This is a genomic window from Nocardia nepalensis (assembly GCF_048910785.1).
In the GTDB taxonomy this organism is placed as follows: domain Bacteria; phylum Actinomycetota; class Actinomycetes; order Mycobacteriales; family Mycobacteriaceae; genus Nocardia; species Nocardia nepalensis.
The window spans coordinates 506,969-523,403 of sequence record NZ_JBKBET010000040.1 but is presented as its reverse complement, the minus strand read 5'-3'; the positions used below and the strand labels follow the sequence as shown (position 1 = coordinate 523,403).

The following is a 16,435-nucleotide window of genomic DNA, read 5'->3' as shown; positions in this document are numbered from 1 at the left end:
GGATCAGTCGGCGAAGACCGGCTTGCGCTTGGTGAGCATGGCAGTGGCGCCTTCGAAGAAGTCGGGGGACTGGAGCAGTTCGCTCTGACCGGACTTTTCGGCGGCGAGTGCGCCGTCCAGTGCGGACAGGGTCGCGGCGTTGAGTGCCTGCTTGGTGAGTTCGAGGGCGCGGCGCGGGCCCGCGGCGATCTTGGCGGCCGCGGCTTCCACCTTCGCGTCGAGTTCGTCATCGGGCACCACCGCGGTGAACAGACCGGCCGCCTTGGCCGCGGGCGCGGGCAGCCGCTCGCCGAGCAGCGCCATTTCGGCGGCCAGCGGGCGTCCGGCGGCCGCGGCGACCATGGCGGCCGCGCCGCCGTCGGGCATCAGGCCGATATTGATGAAGGCGAGCAGCAGGTAGGAGTCCTCGGCGGCGTAGACCAGATCGGCGGCCAGCGCGATGCCGACACCGACACCGGCGGCCGCGCCCTTGATTCGGGCGATGACCGGAATCGGCGCGTCGACAATGGCTTTCACCAGCCGGTTGGCCGCGTCCATCACCATGTCGGAGGTGATGCCGCGCTGCGCTTCGGAGGCGGATGCGGCAAGATCGGCGCCGGTGCAGAAATCGCCGCCCTCGCCGGTCAGTACGATCACGCGCACCGAGCGGTCCGCGGCGGCGGCCAGGAAGGTGTCACCGAGGGCGACCATCGTGTCGTAGTCGATGGCGTTCTTCCGCTTCGGCTTCGTGATCGTCACCCGGAGCACCTTGCCGTCGTTGACGGCGCTGAAGCCCGCGGGAGTGGTCGCGGAATCGGGGTTGCTCATGTGCTGCTCCTGGTCTGGAATTCGGCGGTCGTAGGCTCTTTCGAGCGGCCTGCGATCGCTGCGGCGAACCATGAATGGTGGTTAACTTTGCGAATTGTGGTTAACTTAGGATGATTTGTCCGGCGCTGTCAACCAGCGGCGCGGTCGCAGAACGGAGAGGTACATGGTCGCGGATCGCAGCGAGCTCGACATCGCTGGCGATCGCTTGCGGGTCGCTCCGGACAACAACGCTCCCGCGCGGCCAGACGCGGGCGCTCAACCCGCCCAGTCGGTGCGGCGTCGGCCGAAGGATCGCAAGGTCCAGATCATCCGGGCCGCCGCGCGCGCATTCAGCGAACGCGGGTATTACCCGGTCGGCGTAGACGAGATCGCCGCCGAGGTCGGCATCTCGGGACCCGCGCTGTATCGGCACTTCGCGAACAAGTACGCGTTGCTGGTCGCGGCCGCCGAGGAAGGCGCGCTGCATCTACTGAAGGTCGCCCGCACCGCGGACGATCCGGGTCTGGCGCCCGAGGCCAGGCTCGACGCCCTGATCAAGGCGATCAGCGAGCACACCATCGATATCCGCCGCGAGGCCGGACTGTACCGCTGGGAGCGGCGCTATCTGGAGGCCGAGGACCGGGCCCGGATCAGGAAGGTCTACGACGCGCTCAACGCGACGCTGGCCGAACCGATCGCACAGCTGCGTCCCACCGCCCCGCCCGCCGATGTGGCGATGCTGGCCGCCGGAGTGCTCAGCGCCATCGCCAGCATCTCCTCACATCGCACCGCGCTCGCCACCGCCAGGCTGATGCCGCTGCTGCGCGAGATGAGCTGGTCGATCCTGCGCGCGGAGCTGCCGCCCGCGCCGACCGAACCCGATCCGGGACCGGCCACCCGCGGCCTGCCGGTCACCTCGAAACGCGAACAGCTGCTCACCGAGGCGATCCGGATCTTCGGCCGCCAGGGCTATCACGAGGCCAGCATCGAGGAGATCGGCGCGGCCGTCGGCATCAATGCCTCCAGTGTCTACCGGTATTTCACCAGCAAGGCCGATCTGCTGGCCGCCGCCTTCCACCGCACCGGCGACCGGGTGGCCATCGCGATCACCGAGGCGCTGGCCGAGGCGACCAGCCGCCCCGACGCGGTCCGGCGCATCGCCTACCGTCAGGCCCGGCTCACCTTCGCGATGCCGGAGATCATGCCGGTCTACTACGCCGAATTCAGCAATCTGCCGCAGGCCGAACAGCACAAGCTGCGCGCCATCCAGCGCCAGAACGTGCTGGAGTGGGCCAACCTGCTCGACGGCGATTCGGTCGAGGCGCGCTTCCGCGTGCACGCCGCGATCGGTCAGGTGATCGACGTGGGCCGGTTGACCAAATTCGACTCCCGGCCCGAGCAGCTGGCACGGGTCTGCGCGCTGATGGAAGCGGTCCTCTTGGGCTGACGCTCGTTCAACACTCGGCCCCGCACGGACGAGCGACGTTCGCGGCCCGTCTCGCGTCCGTGCGGCCATTCACTCAGCCGAGTCGTCGAAGCGCATGCGCCGCAGGCGCGGCAAATCAAACACGACCGTGACGCAGCCGGAAGATCGTCTTCGCCATGCGCAGATGCCGGGGATGGCGGTCGAAGGTGGACAGGTTCACCGGCGCCCGATACCGCTTGCGCGCGATGGCCAGCGTCCGGCTGAACTCGCGCAGCCCCTGGTCGCCGTGATGGTGTCCCTGCCCGTACTCGCCGACACCACCGAACGGCAATGCGGGAATCCCGGCATAGGTCGTCGAAGAATTGATGCTCACAACGCCGACCCGCAGCTGCTCGGCGAAGGATTCGATGCCGTACACATCGCGGGTGAACACCGACACCGCGACACCATTGCCGACCGCGTTGATCCGCTGCGCCGCCTCGTCCATATTCGCGACCTTGTTGACGATCAGCACCGGGCCGATGCCCTCGCCGGTGATCGCGACGCTCTCCTCCGGCACCTCGGCGAGCACGATGGGTTCGATATAGGGCTCGCGAATCGAGTCCAGCCCACCGACCACCGCGCGCCCACCCCTGGCCAGCGCATCGCGCACCTGCTTGCGCACCACGTCGACCTGTGACTCCAGAATCATCGGCCCGTAGGAGGCGCGCTTATCCGCGCCGGGCCGCAGCCGCCGCGCCTGCTCGACCACCAGTTCCAGGAAGCGGTCGTAGACGGAGTTGGCGACGTAGGCCCGCTGAATGCCGGTGGAGTTCTGACCCGCATTGGCCATCGCGCCGAATACCGCCGCCTCGGCGGCCTCGTCGAGTTTGGCGTCTACGTGGACCACCATGGTGCCCTTGCCATTTCGCTCGACCACCACCGGCGTCAGGGTCTGCGCGCACAGCGTGATCACCTCGCGTGAGCCCGCATCCGAACCGGCATAGGCGATCTTGTCCACCTTGGCGCGACAGAATGCCGCGCGGGTGCCGCGATCACCGGTGACCACTTGCAGCACAGGCTGATTCGGCGCCAGCTTGTTCCAGCTGTCGGCCAGCCAGACCCCGACGCCGGTGGTGAGCTCGTCGGGTTTGAACACCACGGCATTGCCCGCGGCCATCGCGTAGGCGATCGAACCCATCGGGGTGAAGACCGGGTTGTTCCACGGTCCGAGCACGCCGACCACGCCGAGCGGCAGATAGCCGACGGACGCGTGCTGATTGCGGCTCAACCAGGTCGATCCGAGCTTGCGCCGATCCAGCACCCGGGCGGCGTTGCGGGCCGCCCAATCCAGGTTCTCCACGGCGAGCATCACCTCGATTGCCGCGTCCGCCTCCGGTTTTCCGGTTTCCTCGCAGAGGATTTCCACCAATTCGCCTGCGCGCCTGGCGATGCTGCGCTTCCAGTCCAGTAGCCAGCGCTTGCGGGCGCTGAATCCCAGCTCCGCCCACCACTTTTCGGCGGAACGCGCGGCGCGCATGGTGCGGTTGAGTTCTCCGGCGCCCATCACGGCGTAGTTGCCGACGATTTCGCCGGTGCGCGGGTCATAGGACGTCAGCACGTTCGGTCGGCCCGATCCTCCCGTATGCGCTACCGTCCTCGGCTGCGCGGTCTCGGCCATGGTCACCTCTCGCAGGGTCGATCCGCCGCAGGCCGCTGAACGCTTGGCGAAGCAGCGCTGCCGCAAACGAGTGAGTGCGTTTCCCCCAACTAGCAGACTATGGTCGCCACGACGGCCCGACAAGGCGCTCTCGCCGCCCCTACGCTGCCCTTGACGGCCGCGACCAGCGACGATCTTGTCTATCGCGGATCGGCCACGGGAAATGTGAGTAAGGACACACTTAGGTTGCGGACTGGTGGGTATGGCGCGCTCGGCCCTGCCGGAACGCTCGGGCCGGTAACATCACGCCTGGCGGCAGGGATCACCAACCGGGACGTATTCATGCCTAGCGCGAGCGACTGCTCAGAGGTCACTCGAAAGGGCCAGTTCCGGCGACCCGGTCGCCGCCCCGGCCCCCGCGAACGCCGCCGATCAGACAAAGTGGAGAGTTGATGCCGAGCTTGAACCAAGCGGATTCGCACGCGAACGAGCCACCGCTCGATAGCGGTGACGCCGCGGTCGTGGTGGCCGACGTCCGGAAGTCGTTCGGCGACGTGCACGCGCTGCAGGGCATCAGCTTCACCGCCGCGCGGGCCAGCGTGCTCGGCATCCTCGGGCCGAACGGCGCCGGCAAGACCACCATGGTCAAAGTGCTGTCCACTCTGCTGCGCCCGGACTCCGGCAGTGCCGTCGTCGCGGGCCACGATGTGGTGAAAGATCCTGCGGGCGTGCGGCGCTCGATCATGATGACCGGTCAGTACGCCGCACTCGACGAGAACCTCTCCGGCCGGGAAAACCTGGAACTGTTCGGCCGCCTGATGGGCCTCGGCAAATCCGCCGCCCGCAAGCGCGCCGACACCCTGCTCGAGGAATTCGACCTGGTGACCGCCGGGCGTCGCGCGGTGCGCAACTACTCGGGCGGTATGCGCCGTCGTGTCGATATCGCCTGCGGGCTGGTGGTGCGCCCCGAGGTGGTGTTCCTCGACGAGCCGACCACCGGTCTGGACCCGCGCAGCCGTCAGGGCGTGTGGGATCTGGTGACCGCGCTGAAGGCCCAGGGCATCACCGTGTTGCTCACCACGCAGTACCTCGAGGAAGCCGATGTGCTCAGCGACAACATCATCGTCATCGATAAGGGCACGGTGATCGCCGAGGGCACCGCCGACGAACTCAAGGAGAAGACCGGCGGCAGCTACTGCGAGGTGGTGCCGCTGGATCCGACCCATCTGGGCAAGGCCGCGAAGGCGCTCGGTGATCTGGTGCCCGCCGCGGTGCTCGCCGAAATCAATGGCGGCGGAGACCGGGTTTCCATTCCGGCGCCCGATGGCGCCGCCACGCTCTCCGAGGCGCTGCGCAGACTCGACGCCGCCGAGATCAAGCTGGCCGATATCGCGCTGCGCAGGCCCTCGCTCGATGATGTGTTCCTTTCGATCACCGGCCATTCGGGCGGCCACGCGTGAGTTCAGCAACTCTCGAGCGGCCCGGTACGGCGCTGCTCTTCGCCGAGCTGCCCGCTGCCCGGCTGTCGTCCTTCGCGCAATGGCAGGCGCTGACCGGACGCATCGTCCGGACCATGGCCACCAAGGGCGAACTGATCGTCGCGATGATCACCCCGCTGGTGTTCACCCTCGGCTTCTACCTGCCGCTGCGCTACGTGATGAAGTTCCAGGGCATCGACTACGCCCAGTTCGTCATGCCGATCATCGTGTTGCAGACCATGGCCTTCACCATGATGTCGAATGCGCAGCTGGCCGCGTACGAGGCGCTGACCGGTCTGAGTACCCGGCTGCAGACGATGCCGATCGGCACCATGGTGCCCTTGAGCGCGCGGATCGCCGCCGGCTTGGTTCGCTCGCTCACCTCGCTGACCGCCGCGATCATCTTCGGCTACATGATCGGCTTCCGATTCATCGCCGGAGCCGGTCAGGCCGTGCTGTTCTGCGCGTTCTCGATCGCGGTCGGGACCGTGCTCGCACTGGGGGCGGACGCGCTCGGCAGCCTGACCAAGAATCCGGAATCGCTGAGCCAGGCATTGACATTGCCCACCTTGATCTTCGGCATGCTCTCGTGCGGATTCGTCCCGGAACGCAGCTTCCCGATGTGGATTCGGCCGTTCGTGCGCAATCAGCCGATCTCCCAGTTCTCCTTCGCGCTGCGCGATATGGCCCATAACGGGGTGAGCTGGGGTGTGCTGTGGGTGCCCCTGGTCTGGCTGGGTGGTGCGGCGATCGTCTTCACCCCGTTGGCGGTCTGGGCGAGCGTGAGGCGGTCATGAGTTCTGTGCAAACCTTGGAGCGCACCGAGATCGACGGGTTCACGGTGCTGCCGCGGGTCACCGCGCCGTCCGAGCGCGCGCTGTCCACCTGGGTCGCGCACAGCCTGATCCAGTGCAAGCGACTGCTGCTGGTGTGGGCGCGCGATCCCGCGACCACCATCCAGACGCTGGTCTATCCGGCATTGACGCTGTTGATGTTCCGCATCGTGCTCGGCAATTCGATCACCGCGGCCACCGGTATGCCGAGCGTCTACGGGCAGGTCGCGCTGATCACGCTGGTCGCGGCGATGTCGGGTGCGGTGGTCAGTGCACTGGGATTCAAGGGCGAGAAGTTCACCGGGCTGCTCGGGCGCTTCTGGACCATGCCGGTGCATCGGGCGGCCGGGCTGACCGGCAGGCTGCTGGCCGAGGCCGTCCGCGTCCTGGTGACCACGTTGTTCGTGATCGCAGTCGGGTTCACCCTCGGTTTCCGCTTCGGTCAGGGGCCGCTCGCGGCGATCGCGCTGGTCGGCATTCCGGTGCTGTTCGGCGTCGGTTTCGCCGTGCTGGTCACCGCGCTGGCGACGATCACCGAGGGCGTCATGCTGGTGAGCCTCATCGGCATCATCAATACGCTGCTGATGTTCTTCAACACCGGCTTCGTGCCGGTCTTCGCCTACCCGATCTGGCTCCAGGACGTGGTCGCGAACCAGCCGATGAGTTGCGCGATCGATGCCATGAAGGGGTTGTCCTATGGCGGCACGGTCGCCGAGCCGCTATTGAAGACCGTTGCGTGGGTTGTCGGCCTGATCGTCCTGTTCGCCTATCCCGCGGTCCGCGGCTACCAGCGCGCCGCCGAGACCGGGGCCTGACGAAACCGCGTCAGCCGATCCGGCCCTGCTCGTGTTCGGCCGACTCGGCGAAGTCGAAGTCGACCCAGCGGTTCCGGTTGGTCCAGCCGACCAGGTCGTAGCGCCAGCGGAAGGGCCAGGTGCGGGCGACGGTATTGAACAGGACCACACCTAGCGCGGTGTAGTCGTCGTGCGCGGACAGTAGGGCGCGCTGGCCGCGCGGGGAGGCGCTGAAGAAGGCGTCGAACATCGAGATGGACTGTTCGGTGGTCAGGCGGCCCAGGCCCCAGAGGCCGCGCATGCGCATCCAGTACACCAGGCGCGCCTGCCACGGCCAGAGTTCGGCAATCGGGTCGCGGCCTTGCCGGAGGGCTTCGACGGCGGTGTCGACGAGGGCGAGTGAATCGGCGACGCTGTAGCCGGTGCAGGGGTGCATCATGCCGCCGCGGGATCCGAACGGAATCGCTTGGGCGGTGCCCTTTTTCGGCGGTGGCTGGTCGAGTGGGTAATGCGCCGCCTCGCTCGGCTCGTCGCCGTTGAGCCGGATGCCGTGTGCGGCAAGGCGGTTCAGGGTGCGCCTGCGCAGTTCGTGTTGCGGCATGCCGCCGCGTAGGCCGAGGCTGGTCTCTTCGAAGATGACGGTGCCGTCGCCGAGTGGGACGGCGTAGAGGAACGATGGCGGCTCATCCGGTCCGGCGCCGTTCTCCGGACGCCAATCCAGCAGTAGCCCTTCACCTTCGGCGATCATCGGCGCGGCCGTGTCTTCGTCGACGAAGATGCCGTGCGCGCTGGCGGCTCGGCGCCCGCCGAGCGTCGGCAGTCCACGGGTGTCGAAAACCGTTGCCGCTCTGAGGATTGTGCCGTCGGCGAGCTGCACCTCGTTGGCATCCACCCGGGTGGCCCGCCCGGCGAGCACGGTGGCCTCGTCGAGCGCAAGCGCATCGCGCAGACCGGTTTTCGACAGCACGCAATAGGGCCGGTCGATCCGATGCTCGGACTTGGTCCAGACCGTCGGCTCGGGGATGCGTGCGGCAATGGCGCTGGGCGGCAGCCACCCGGGCAGCTCATCGACCCAGCAGGAGAAGGTCGGCGGCCAGAGCCGCTCCGGCCGCGGATCGACGGCCGCCACGCGGAACCCGGCCCGCACCGCCCGATGCGCCAGCGCCCGCCCGGTCGGCCCGAGCCCCACCACGCACAGGTCGAATTCCCGGACCGCACCGTCACTCATGCTTCGCATTCAATCCGCTCCGGCCGCGCCGCCGCAATACCGCCTCCCGTCGCAGCCCGCTCAACACCCGCTATGCGCCGGATGTCCGGATCGCAGCAGGGGCGCGCACTTCATGGCACTACTTGGGCGTGACCCAGGTGGTGATGTCGGCGTGCACGACCTCGAGGCCGTGTTTGTCGTAGATCGAGACCGGGACGATCAGCTCCTGGCCCTCGGTGATCTGGGTGAAGTCGGGGATCTCGGCCAGCTTCGCCACCGCGCGCAGGCCGGTCTCGGCCTTGGCGAGGTACTGCACGTTCATGGCCTTGGGGATCCAGCGATGGGTGTCGGGGACCGTGGCCTCGCTCAACATTCCCATCGCCACCTCGGCCAGATTGCATGCCGCGATCGCGTGGTAGGTGCCCAGATGGTTGTGGATGCCGAACCACTTCGGCGAGGTCACCTCGCACAGTCCGGGCTCCAATCGCACAACGCTGGGCAGCACCGTCCCGAAGTAGGGCACCCGGGCGACCATGCCCAGCGAGAACAGGGTGTGCCCCAGCCGGTTGTCCGGCAGCTTGTTCCAGATGCGATGGGTCGCGGTCTGCTTCGTCATACCCGTATCTTACTCACAAGTAAGTTCGGTTCCGATAGTGCTGGCGGCGCCGCGCCCGCCGACGGTGGCGCCGCGCCGCCCCTTCGCCGAGCGTCTACGGACCCAACTCCTGACATGGCTTGGGCGCGCCCGGGATTCACGTCCTGACCTGCTGATGGTCCGCGGGCGGGGGGCGGATTTGAAGTCGCCAGCGGCGTCGGGCATACTGTTCGGGTTGCCTTGCGCCGGGTCATGCCGTTCAACGGTTGTGGCGGGTCGCGAGGCGAGCAACACCCAATCGTGTACCTCACTGGCCTCCAGTGTGGGTACGTCCGGGACAACGCTCCAGGCCAGGTGAAGTTTTCGAACCGGGGCCGAGGAATGAGCGGATGGGCGACACGCCCGACCGCGTGGACCGGAGAACCATGACAGATGAACAGCGGCGAGACTGTGGCATATCGACCGGCGGAGCCGGGCGGCACGCCCCGGTCGCGGTCTCACTGAGACGTCTTCGTGTGTTCGGGCTGTGCAATTGAAGGTGGTTCGGAAGCCGGCTTCCGAACCACGAACGATAAGCGGAGAAAAGGACACTTAGCGTGGCGGGACAGAAGATCCGCATCAGGCTCAAGGCCTATGACCACGAAGCGATCGACGCGTCCGCGCGCAAGATCGTGGAGACGGTGACCCGCACCGGGGCCCAAGTGGTCGGGCCGGTGCCGTTGCCGACCGAGAAGAACGTGTACTGCGTCATCCGTTCGCCGCACAAGTACAAGGACTCGCGCGAGCACTTCGAGATGCGGACGCACAAGCGGCTGATCGACATCCTCGACCCGACGCCGAAGACGGTTGATGCCCTCATGCGCATCGATCTCCCGGCCAGCGTCGACGTCAACATTCAGTGACGGGGACTCGAATCATGACTGATAACAAGAACAGGCCCGCGGCGGGCATCCTGGGCACCAAGCTCGGCATGACCCAGGTGTTCGACGACAAGAACCGCGTCGTCCCCGTGACCGTCATCAAGGCCGGACCGAACGTCGTTACCCAGATCCGCACCGTGGAGCGCGACGGCTACAGCGCCGTCCAGGTCGCTTTCGGCGCCATCGACCCGCGCAAGGTGAACAAGCCGGTCTCCGGCCAGTTCGCCAAGGCCGGTGTCACCCCGCGCCGCCACGTCGCCGAGATCCGCGTCGCGGACGCCTCCACCTTCGAGGTCGGCCAGGAGATCAACGCCGATGTCTTCGAAGAGGGCGCCTACGTCGACGTCACCGGCACCAGCAAGGGCAAGGGTTTCGCCGGCACCATGAAGCGCCACGGCTTCCGTGGTCAGGGCGCTTCGCACGGTGCGCAGGCGGTGCACCGTCGCCCGGGTTCCATCGGTGGTTGCGCCACCCCCGGCCGCGTGTTCAAGGGCATGCGCATGTCGGGTCGCATGGGTAACGACCGCGTCACCACGCAGAACCTGTCGGTGCACAAGGTCGATGCCGAGAACGGCCTGCTGCTGATCAAGGGCGCGATCCCGGGTCGCAAGGGCAGCGTCGTGACCGTCAAGAGCGCAGTGAAGGGTGGTGCGCACGCATGACCAGCGTCGAGAAGAAGACCAACCTGACCCTCCCGGTCAAGGAACTCGGCGGCAAGACCAACGGCACCGTCGAGCTCCCCGCGGAGATCTTCGATGTCACCGCGAACATCTCGCTGATGCACCAGGTCGTCGTCGCGCAGCTCGCTGCCGCACGCCAGGGCACGCACGCGACGAAGACTCGCGGCGAGGTCTCCGGTGGTGGCAAGAAGCCGTACCGCCAGAAGGGCACCGGCCGCGCCCGTCAGGGCTCGACCCGCGCGCCGCAGTTCACCGGCGGTGGCACCGTGCACGGTCCGCAGCCGCGTGATTACAGCCAGCGCACCCCCAAGAAGATGATCCGCGCCGCGCTGCGTGGAGCTCTCTCGGATCGTGCGCGCAACGAGCGCATCCACGTGATCACCGAACTGGTCGCCGGGCAGACCCCGTCGACCAAGTCGGCCAAGAGCTTCCTCGCGGAGCTGTCGGACCGCAAGAAGTTCCTCGTCGTCCTCGGACGCGAAGACCTGGCGGCCTGGAAGAGCGTGCAGAACCTGGAGTTCGTGCACCCGATCGCGCCGGATCAGCTCAACACCTACGACGTGCTGGAAAGCGACGAAGTGGTGTTCAGCGTCGAGGCCTTGAACGCCTTCGTGCACGGCCCCGCCGAAGCCGCACAGGAGGAGAGCAAGTGACCACGATCGCCGACCCCCGCGACATCCTGCTGGCGCCGGTCATCTCGGAGAAGTCCTACGGACTGATCGAGGAAGGCACCTACACCTTCATCGTGCACCCGGATTCCAACAAGACGCAGATCAAGATCGCCGTCGAGAAGGTCTTCGGTGTGAAGGTGACCAGCGTCAACACCGCCAACCGTCAGGGCAAGCGCAAGCGGACCCGCTTCGGTTACGGCAAGCGCAAGGACACCAAGCGCGCGCTCGTGACCATCTCGGCCGACAGCAAGCCCATCGAGATCTTCGGAGGCCCGGTCGCGTAAGCGCCTGGGAATCCAGAAAGCAGAGAAGAACTCATGGCAATCCGTAAGTACAAGCCGACAACGCCGGGCCGTCGTGGCTCCAGCGTCTCGGACTTCGCTGAAATCACTCGGTCGACCCCCGAGAAGTCGCTGATCCGCCCGCTGCACAGCAAGGGTGGCCGCAACGCCCACGGTCGCATCACCACCCGGCACCGCGGTGGCGGCCACAAGCGTGCCTACCGTCTGATCGACTTCCGTCGGCTGGACAAGGACGGCATCCCGGCCAAGGTCGCGCACATCGAGTACGACCCGAACCGCACCGCCAACATCGCGCTGCTGCACTACGTGGACGGCGAGAAGCGCTACATCATCGCCCCCAAGGGCATTGCGCAGGGCACCCCGATCGAGTCCGGCCCGACCGCCGACATCAAGCCGGGTAACAACCTGCCGCTGCGCAACATCCCGACCGGTACCACGATCCACAACGTGGAGCTGCGTCCGGGCGGTGGCGCCAAGCTGGCCCGTGCCGCTGGCATGAGCATCCAGCTGCTCGGTAAGGAAGGCCCCTACGCCACGCTGCGTATGCCCTCCGGTGAGATCCGTCGCGTCGACGTGCGCTGCCGCGCCACCGTCGGCGAGGTCGGCAACGCCGAGCAGTCGAACATCAACTGGGGCAAGGCCGGTCGTATGCGCTGGAAGGGTCGTCGCCCCACGGTCCGTGGTGTCGTGATGAACCCGGTCGACCACCCGCATGGTGGTGGTGAGGGCAAGACCTCCGGTGGTCGCCACCCGGTCTCGCCGTGGGGTCAGCCGGAAGGCCGCACCCGCAAGCCCAACCGTCCGAGCGACAAGCTCATCGTCCGCCGTCGCAAGACCGGCAAGAAGCGCTGAAGGAGGAGGTAAGAAATGCCACGCAGCCTCAAGAAGGGCCCGTTCGTCGACGACCACCTCCTCGCGAAGGTGGACGTACAGAACGAGAAGGGCAGCAAGCAGGTCATCAAGACCTGGTCCCGTCGTTCGACCATCATCCCCGATTTCATCGGTCACACCTTCGCCGTCCACGACGGTCGCAAGCACGTGCCGGTGTTCGTCTCGGAGTCCATGGTCGGCCACAAGCTGGGTGAGTTCGCGCCCACCAGGACGTTCAAGAGCCACGTCAAGGAAGACCGGAAGAGCAAGCGGCGATGACCACTGAGACTCAGAACCCGACTGCCCGGGCGACGGCGAAGCATGTTCGCGTCACCCCGATGAAGGCTCGCCGTGTCGTGGACCTGGTCCGCGGCAAGCGGGTCGAGGACGCACTGGCGATCCTGAAGTTCGCGCCGCAGGCCGCGAGCGAGCCGGTCGCCAAGGTCGTCGCCAGCGCCGCGGCCAACGCCGAGAACAACCTCGGCCTGAACCCGGCCACGCTGGTCATCTCGACCGCCTACGTCGACGAGGGCGCGACCATGAAGCGTTTCCAGCCGCGGGCCCAGGGCCGCGCGTTCCGGATCCGCAAGCGCACCAGCCACATCACCATCGAGGTCGAGAGCGTGCCCACTGCCGGTGCTGCTCGCAGCCGCCGGAAGGGAGGGGCAAAGTAAATGGGACAGAAGATCAATCCCCATGGCTTCCGCCTCGGTATCACCACCGACTGGAAGTCGCGTTGGTACGCGGACAAGCAGTACGCGGACTACGTGAAGGAAGACGTCGCCATCCGCAAGCTCCTGGCCACCGGCATGGAGCGGGCGGGCATCTCCAAGGTGGAGATCGAGCGCACCCGTGACCGGGTTCGCGTCGACATCCACACCGCGCGTCCGGGCATCGTCATCGGCCGCCGCGGCGCCGAGGCCGATCGCATCCGCGCCGAGCTGGAGAAGCTCACCAAGAAGCAGGTGCAGCTGAACATCCTCGAGGTCAAGAACCCCGAGTCGGATGCGCAGCTCGTCGCTCAGGGTGTGGCCGAGCAGCTGTCGAACCGTGTGGCGTTCCGTCGCGCGATGCGCAAGGCCATCCAGTCGGCCATGCGTTCGCCGAACGTCAAGGGCATCCGGGTGCAGTGCTCGGGCCGCCTCGGCGGCGCCGAAATGTCGCGCTCGGAGTTCTACCGTGAGGGTCGCGTCCCGCTGCACACGCTGCGCGCGGACATCGACTACGGCCTCTACGAGGCCAAGACCACCTTCGGTCGCATCGGCGTGAAGGTCTGGATCTACAAGGGCGACATCGTCGGTGGCAAGCGCGAGGTCACGGCTGCTGCCGCGCCTTCGGGCGGCGACCGCCGCGAGCGTCGTGAGCGGCCGAGCCGCCCGCGTCGGTCCGGTTCCACAGGCACGACCGCGACCAGCACCGAGGCCGGGCGTGCCGGCGCTGCTACCGCGGTTGCCGACGCCCCGGCAGAAACACAGGAGGGCTGACGCATGTTGATGCCACGGAAGGTCAAGCACCGGAAGCAGCATCACCCGAGCCGCAGCGGCATGGCCAAGGGCGGCACTTCGGTCGCGTTCGGTGAATTCGGCATCCAGGCTCTCGAGCCGGCCTACGTCACCAACCGGCAGATCGAGTCCGCGCGTATCGCGATGACTCGCCACATCAAGCGTGGTGGCAAGATCTGGATCAACATCTACCCGGATCGCCCGCTCACCAAGAAGCCCGCCGAAACCCGCATGGGTTCCGGTAAGGGTTCGCCGGAGTGGTGGGTCGCGAACGTCAAGCCCGGACGCGTGATGTTCGAAATGAGTTACCCCAACGAGGAGATCGCTCGCGAGGCCCTGCGCCGCGCGATGCACAAGCTCCCCATGAAGTGCAGGATCGTGACCAGGGAGGAGCAGTTCTGATGGCTACCGGTACACCGGCCGCAGAGCTCCGCGAGCTCAACGAAGAGGAGCTCGTCGCCCGCCTGCGCGAGTCGAAGGAAGAGCTGTTCAATCTGCGCTTCCAGATGGCGACGGGTCAGTTGGACAACAACCGTCGCCTGCGCGTCGTGCGTCACGAGATCGCGCGCATCTACACGGTCATGCGCGAGCGTGAGCTCGGCCTGGCCTCGGCACCCGCTGGCAAGGGAGATGCGGCATGAGTGAACAGGAAACCCGCGGCACCCGTAAGGTCCGCATCGGCTACGTGGTCTCGGACAAGATGAACAAGACCATCGTCGTCGAGCTGGAAGACCGCACGCGGCACAAGCTCTACGGCAAGATCATTCGCTCCACCACCAAGGTGAAGGCGCATGACGAGAACGAGATCGCCGGTGTCGGCGACCGCGTCCAGCTGATGGAGACCCGCCCGCTCTCGGCCACCAAGCACTGGCGGCTGGTCGAGGTCCTGGAGAAGGCCAAGTAGTCTTCTTCCGGTCGTAAGGCTGTAAAGCAAAGGCCCGCTTCCCTTTGGGAGGCGGGCCTTTCGCTTTCCCGGGCTCCAGTTGGTGTCCGCGTTATTTTGACGTAGTCCTACAACATCGCGACCCGCAAATTGACGCCACGGATTAGCCCGGCGAAGGCTCGGCGAATCATCGCGTCCTATGCCGAATGGTGCGCCATATCCACGGACCCGCTGGTGATCGTGAACGCCTCATTCCTCGAAGAGACGCACACCGTGTCGTGGTGGGACGCATTGATCATCGAGGCCGCGGTCCGGTCCCGCGCGAAATACCTACTGCCGGAAGATCTTCAGCACGGCCGGAAGTTCGCGGGGCTAGAGGTGCGGAATCCATTCCTCGAGAGGTCGGACCGCTAGTCCGGCGGATTCCGAGCTGACGCGGTATTCCCGCAGTCGGCCGGTCGTCTTGCAAGGATCCAGGCCAGAGCTATCCGTAAGCGGTAGCCGGACCGAATCATGGGATAAATCGGTGGCGCGGGGGCTGGTGGGCGTGACAGCGTCGGTTGGTGCGGTCCTATCGGGAGGTGCTGTCCAGCTCGGCGGTGCGCAATGTGCTGCTGTTGGGGGTGATGGTTCGCATTCCGTTCTTCGCCGGGGCGGTTGTGCTCGCGCTGCATGTGGTGCAGACGTTGCACGGATCGTATGCGCAGGCCGGTGCGCTGAGTTCGGTTGTCACCGTGTGTGTTGCGGTGAGCGGTCCGTGGCGCGGGCGGATGTTGGATCGGCTCGGACTGCGACGCACGATTCTGCCGTCGATCGTGGTCGGGGCGGTGTGCTGGTCGATTGCGCCGTTTGTCGGGTACGGGGCGTTATTGGTGCTCGCGGCGCTTGCCGGGCTCTTCGATATTCCGATCTTCACCGTGGTGCGGCAGGCCGTGATCGCGGTGACCACCGAACAGAACCGGCAGCCGGCACTGGCGCTGGAATCGGTGTCGGTGGAGACGGCGTTCATGATCGGGCCGGTGCTCGGCGTCGCCGCCGCGACGGCCTGGTCGACGACGCTCACCTTGTTCGGGATGCAGATGGCGCAGGTGCTGGCGGGTGTTTTCGTGTGGGTGCGCAATCCGCCGCTGCGCTCCGATGACAACGATCGCTCGGCCGCGGCCGTACCGCGGCGCGAGTGGTTCCGAATCGAGTTCGTCGCGCTGTGTGTCGGCGCGACTGGGGCGATCGCGGTGCTGGCGGGATCGGAATTGACCTTCGTCTCCGCAATTCGGGAGTTCGGCGCACAGCGGTGGCTCGGTGTGGTCATGGCAGTGTGGGGTTTCGGTTCGCTGGTCGGCGGACTCGTCTACGGCGCTCTGCATCGATCCATCTCGACGTACGTCCTACTCGCCGGGCTCGGAGCCATCACGATTCCGATGTGCTTCGCCGTTGGACCACTATCGCTCGGCGCGGCCGGGCTCATCGCCGGAGCACTCTGCGCGCCGACGCTGGTCGCATCCGTCGACCAGTTGAGCCGGATCGTGCCGGAGGGCGGGCGCGGTGAAGCGATCGGCTGGCACGGCGCCGCAATGACCCTCGGCAACGGCATCGGTAGCTCTGTCGCGGGGATCGCCATCGACGCAGGCGGATTCGCGGCGGGCTTCGCGGCGGCGGGGTCGATCGGCATCGGGCTGGGCGTGGGACTGGCGTTGCTGGTGCGGGCGGCACAGCGGCGTGGTGTCGGATCCGTGCCTCAGCGTGCTGAAGTGTCGTGATCGCGAAATGACTTGGTTGGGACCCACTTGTGGGTCCGCGTAGCCGAGGTCTTGTGTTATACGTATACATCTACTTATAGTAGTTCCCAACG

General features: G+C 66.7%; 21 protein-coding genes. 17 read left to right on the top strand and 4 right to left on the bottom strand.

Translation table 11 applies throughout. The annotated features are described in order from the left end of the window. Positions 1–3: 3 nt before the first annotated feature. Positions 4–807 carry an enoyl-CoA hydratase-related protein gene (locus tag ACHQ4I_RS39660; RefSeq protein WP_420777046.1) on the bottom strand — a complete coding sequence of 268 codons (804 nt, stop codon included), beginning with the start codon at positions 805–807 and terminating at the stop codon, positions 4–6. Positions 808–970: 163 nt separating this feature from the next. On the opposite strand from ACHQ4I_RS39660, the gene ACHQ4I_RS39655 reads away from it, so the two are divergent. Then, positions 971–2,233 carry a TetR/AcrR family transcriptional regulator gene (locus ACHQ4I_RS39655; RefSeq protein WP_420777045.1) on the top strand — a complete coding sequence of 421 codons (1,263 nt, stop codon included), beginning with the start codon at positions 971–973 and terminating at the stop codon, positions 2,231–2,233. Between the two features lie 115 nt (positions 2,234–2,348). Here ACHQ4I_RS39655 and ACHQ4I_RS39650 read toward each other — a convergent pair whose 3' ends face one another. Beyond that, entirely contained in the window at positions 2,349–3,872 is a 1,524-nt protein-coding gene (locus ACHQ4I_RS39650; RefSeq protein ID WP_420777088.1) for an aldehyde dehydrogenase family protein, read from the bottom strand. A gap of 431 nt (positions 3,873–4,303) precedes the next feature. Here ACHQ4I_RS39650 and ACHQ4I_RS39645 point away from each other — a divergent pair, with 431 nt between their 5' ends. From ACHQ4I_RS39645 to ACHQ4I_RS39635, 3 genes are read left to right on the top strand one after another with little or no spacing between them, the layout of a single operon-like run. Continuing rightward, positions 4,304–5,311 carry an ATP-binding cassette domain-containing protein gene (locus ACHQ4I_RS39645; protein WP_420777044.1) on the top strand — a complete coding sequence of 336 codons (1,008 nt, stop codon included), beginning with the start codon at positions 4,304–4,306 and terminating at the stop codon, positions 5,309–5,311. Beyond that, positions 5,308–6,126: an ABC transporter permease gene (locus tag ACHQ4I_RS39640; RefSeq protein ID WP_420777043.1), complete on the top strand. Its 819-nt coding sequence runs from the start codon at positions 5,308–5,310 to the stop codon at positions 6,124–6,126. Before ACHQ4I_RS39645 ends, ACHQ4I_RS39640 begins: the two co-directional genes overlap by 4 nt. After that, a complete protein-coding gene (locus ACHQ4I_RS39635) occupies positions 6,123–6,977 on the top strand; it encodes an ABC transporter permease (protein WP_420777042.1) in 855 nt (284 codons plus the stop codon). The genes ACHQ4I_RS39640 and ACHQ4I_RS39635 overlap by 4 nt, the downstream gene beginning before the upstream one ends. A gap of 10 nt (positions 6,978–6,987) precedes the next feature. Here the strand turns inward: ACHQ4I_RS39635 and ACHQ4I_RS39630 are convergent, their stop codons facing one another. Both ACHQ4I_RS39630 and ACHQ4I_RS39625 read right to left on the bottom strand, forming a co-directional pair. Continuing rightward, positions 6,988–8,184, bottom strand: a complete 1,197-nt coding sequence (locus ACHQ4I_RS39630; protein ID WP_420777041.1) for a lycopene cyclase family protein — start codon at positions 8,182–8,184, stop codon at positions 6,988–6,990. Positions 8,185–8,302: 118 nt separating this feature from the next. Beyond that, positions 8,303–8,779 (bottom strand): hotdog fold domain-containing protein, encoded by a 477-nt coding sequence (locus ACHQ4I_RS39625; protein ID WP_420777040.1) that lies wholly within the window; start codon positions 8,777–8,779, stop codon positions 8,303–8,305. A 575-nt stretch (positions 8,780–9,354) separates the two neighbouring features. Between ACHQ4I_RS39625 and rpsJ the strand changes: the two genes are divergently transcribed. From rpsJ to ACHQ4I_RS39560, 13 genes are all read left to right on the top strand, one after another. Next, on the top strand, positions 9,355–9,660 hold the full coding sequence (gene rpsJ, locus ACHQ4I_RS39620; RefSeq protein WP_420777039.1) for a 30S ribosomal protein S10: 306 nt from the start codon (positions 9,355–9,357) through the stop codon (positions 9,658–9,660). 14 nt (positions 9,661–9,674) lie between these two features. Further along, entirely contained in the window at positions 9,675–10,340 is a 666-nt protein-coding gene (rplC, locus tag ACHQ4I_RS39615) for a 50S ribosomal protein L3 (protein ID WP_040686545.1), read from the top strand. Next, on the top strand, positions 10,337–11,011 hold the full coding sequence (gene rplD, locus ACHQ4I_RS39610) for a 50S ribosomal protein L4 (protein WP_420777038.1): 675 nt from the start codon (positions 10,337–10,339) through the stop codon (positions 11,009–11,011). Before rplC ends, rplD begins: the two co-directional genes overlap by 4 nt. Further along, positions 11,008–11,313: a 50S ribosomal protein L23 gene (gene rplW / locus ACHQ4I_RS39605; RefSeq protein WP_040686547.1), complete on the top strand. Its 306-nt coding sequence runs from the start codon at positions 11,008–11,010 to the stop codon at positions 11,311–11,313. The genes rplD and rplW overlap by 4 nt, the downstream gene beginning before the upstream one ends. A 33-nt stretch (positions 11,314–11,346) precedes the next feature. Continuing rightward, positions 11,347–12,183, top strand: coding sequence for a 50S ribosomal protein L2 (gene rplB, locus ACHQ4I_RS39600; protein WP_420777037.1), 837 nt, complete (start codon positions 11,347–11,349; stop codon positions 12,181–12,183). A 15-nt stretch (positions 12,184–12,198) separates the two neighbouring features. After that, positions 12,199–12,480: a 30S ribosomal protein S19 gene (rpsS, locus tag ACHQ4I_RS39595; RefSeq protein WP_040686549.1), complete on the top strand. Its 282-nt coding sequence runs from the start codon at positions 12,199–12,201 to the stop codon at positions 12,478–12,480. After that, positions 12,477–12,875 (top strand): 50S ribosomal protein L22, encoded by a 399-nt coding sequence (gene rplV, locus ACHQ4I_RS39590; protein WP_062983231.1) that lies wholly within the window; start codon positions 12,477–12,479, stop codon positions 12,873–12,875. Before rpsS ends, rplV begins: the two co-directional genes overlap by 4 nt. Then, positions 12,876–13,685: a 30S ribosomal protein S3 gene (gene rpsC / locus ACHQ4I_RS39585; protein ID WP_420777036.1), complete on the top strand. Its 810-nt coding sequence runs from the start codon at positions 12,876–12,878 to the stop codon at positions 13,683–13,685. 3 nt (positions 13,686–13,688) lie between these two features. Continuing rightward, positions 13,689–14,105, top strand: coding sequence for a 50S ribosomal protein L16 (gene rplP / locus ACHQ4I_RS39580; protein ID WP_014349059.1), 417 nt, complete (start codon positions 13,689–13,691; stop codon positions 14,103–14,105). After that, positions 14,105–14,344 carry a 50S ribosomal protein L29 gene (gene rpmC, locus ACHQ4I_RS39575; RefSeq protein WP_040686552.1) on the top strand — a complete coding sequence of 80 codons (240 nt, stop codon included), beginning with the start codon at positions 14,105–14,107 and terminating at the stop codon, positions 14,342–14,344. The genes rplP and rpmC overlap by 1 nt, the downstream gene beginning before the upstream one ends. Next, on the top strand, positions 14,341–14,607 hold the full coding sequence (gene rpsQ / locus ACHQ4I_RS39570) for a 30S ribosomal protein S17 (protein WP_420777035.1): 267 nt from the start codon (positions 14,341–14,343) through the stop codon (positions 14,605–14,607). The genes rpmC and rpsQ overlap by 4 nt, the downstream gene beginning before the upstream one ends. A 129-nt stretch (positions 14,608–14,736) precedes the next feature. Beyond that, complete coding sequence (locus ACHQ4I_RS39565; protein ID WP_420777034.1) at positions 14,737–15,000, top strand: PIN domain-containing protein; 264 nt, start codon at positions 14,737–14,739, stop codon at positions 14,998–15,000. A gap of 149 nt (positions 15,001–15,149) precedes the next feature. Next, positions 15,150–16,343: an MFS transporter gene (locus ACHQ4I_RS39560; RefSeq protein ID WP_420777033.1), complete on the top strand. Its 1,194-nt coding sequence runs from the start codon at positions 15,150–15,152 to the stop codon at positions 16,341–16,343. Positions 16,344–16,435: the final 92 nt, after the last annotated feature.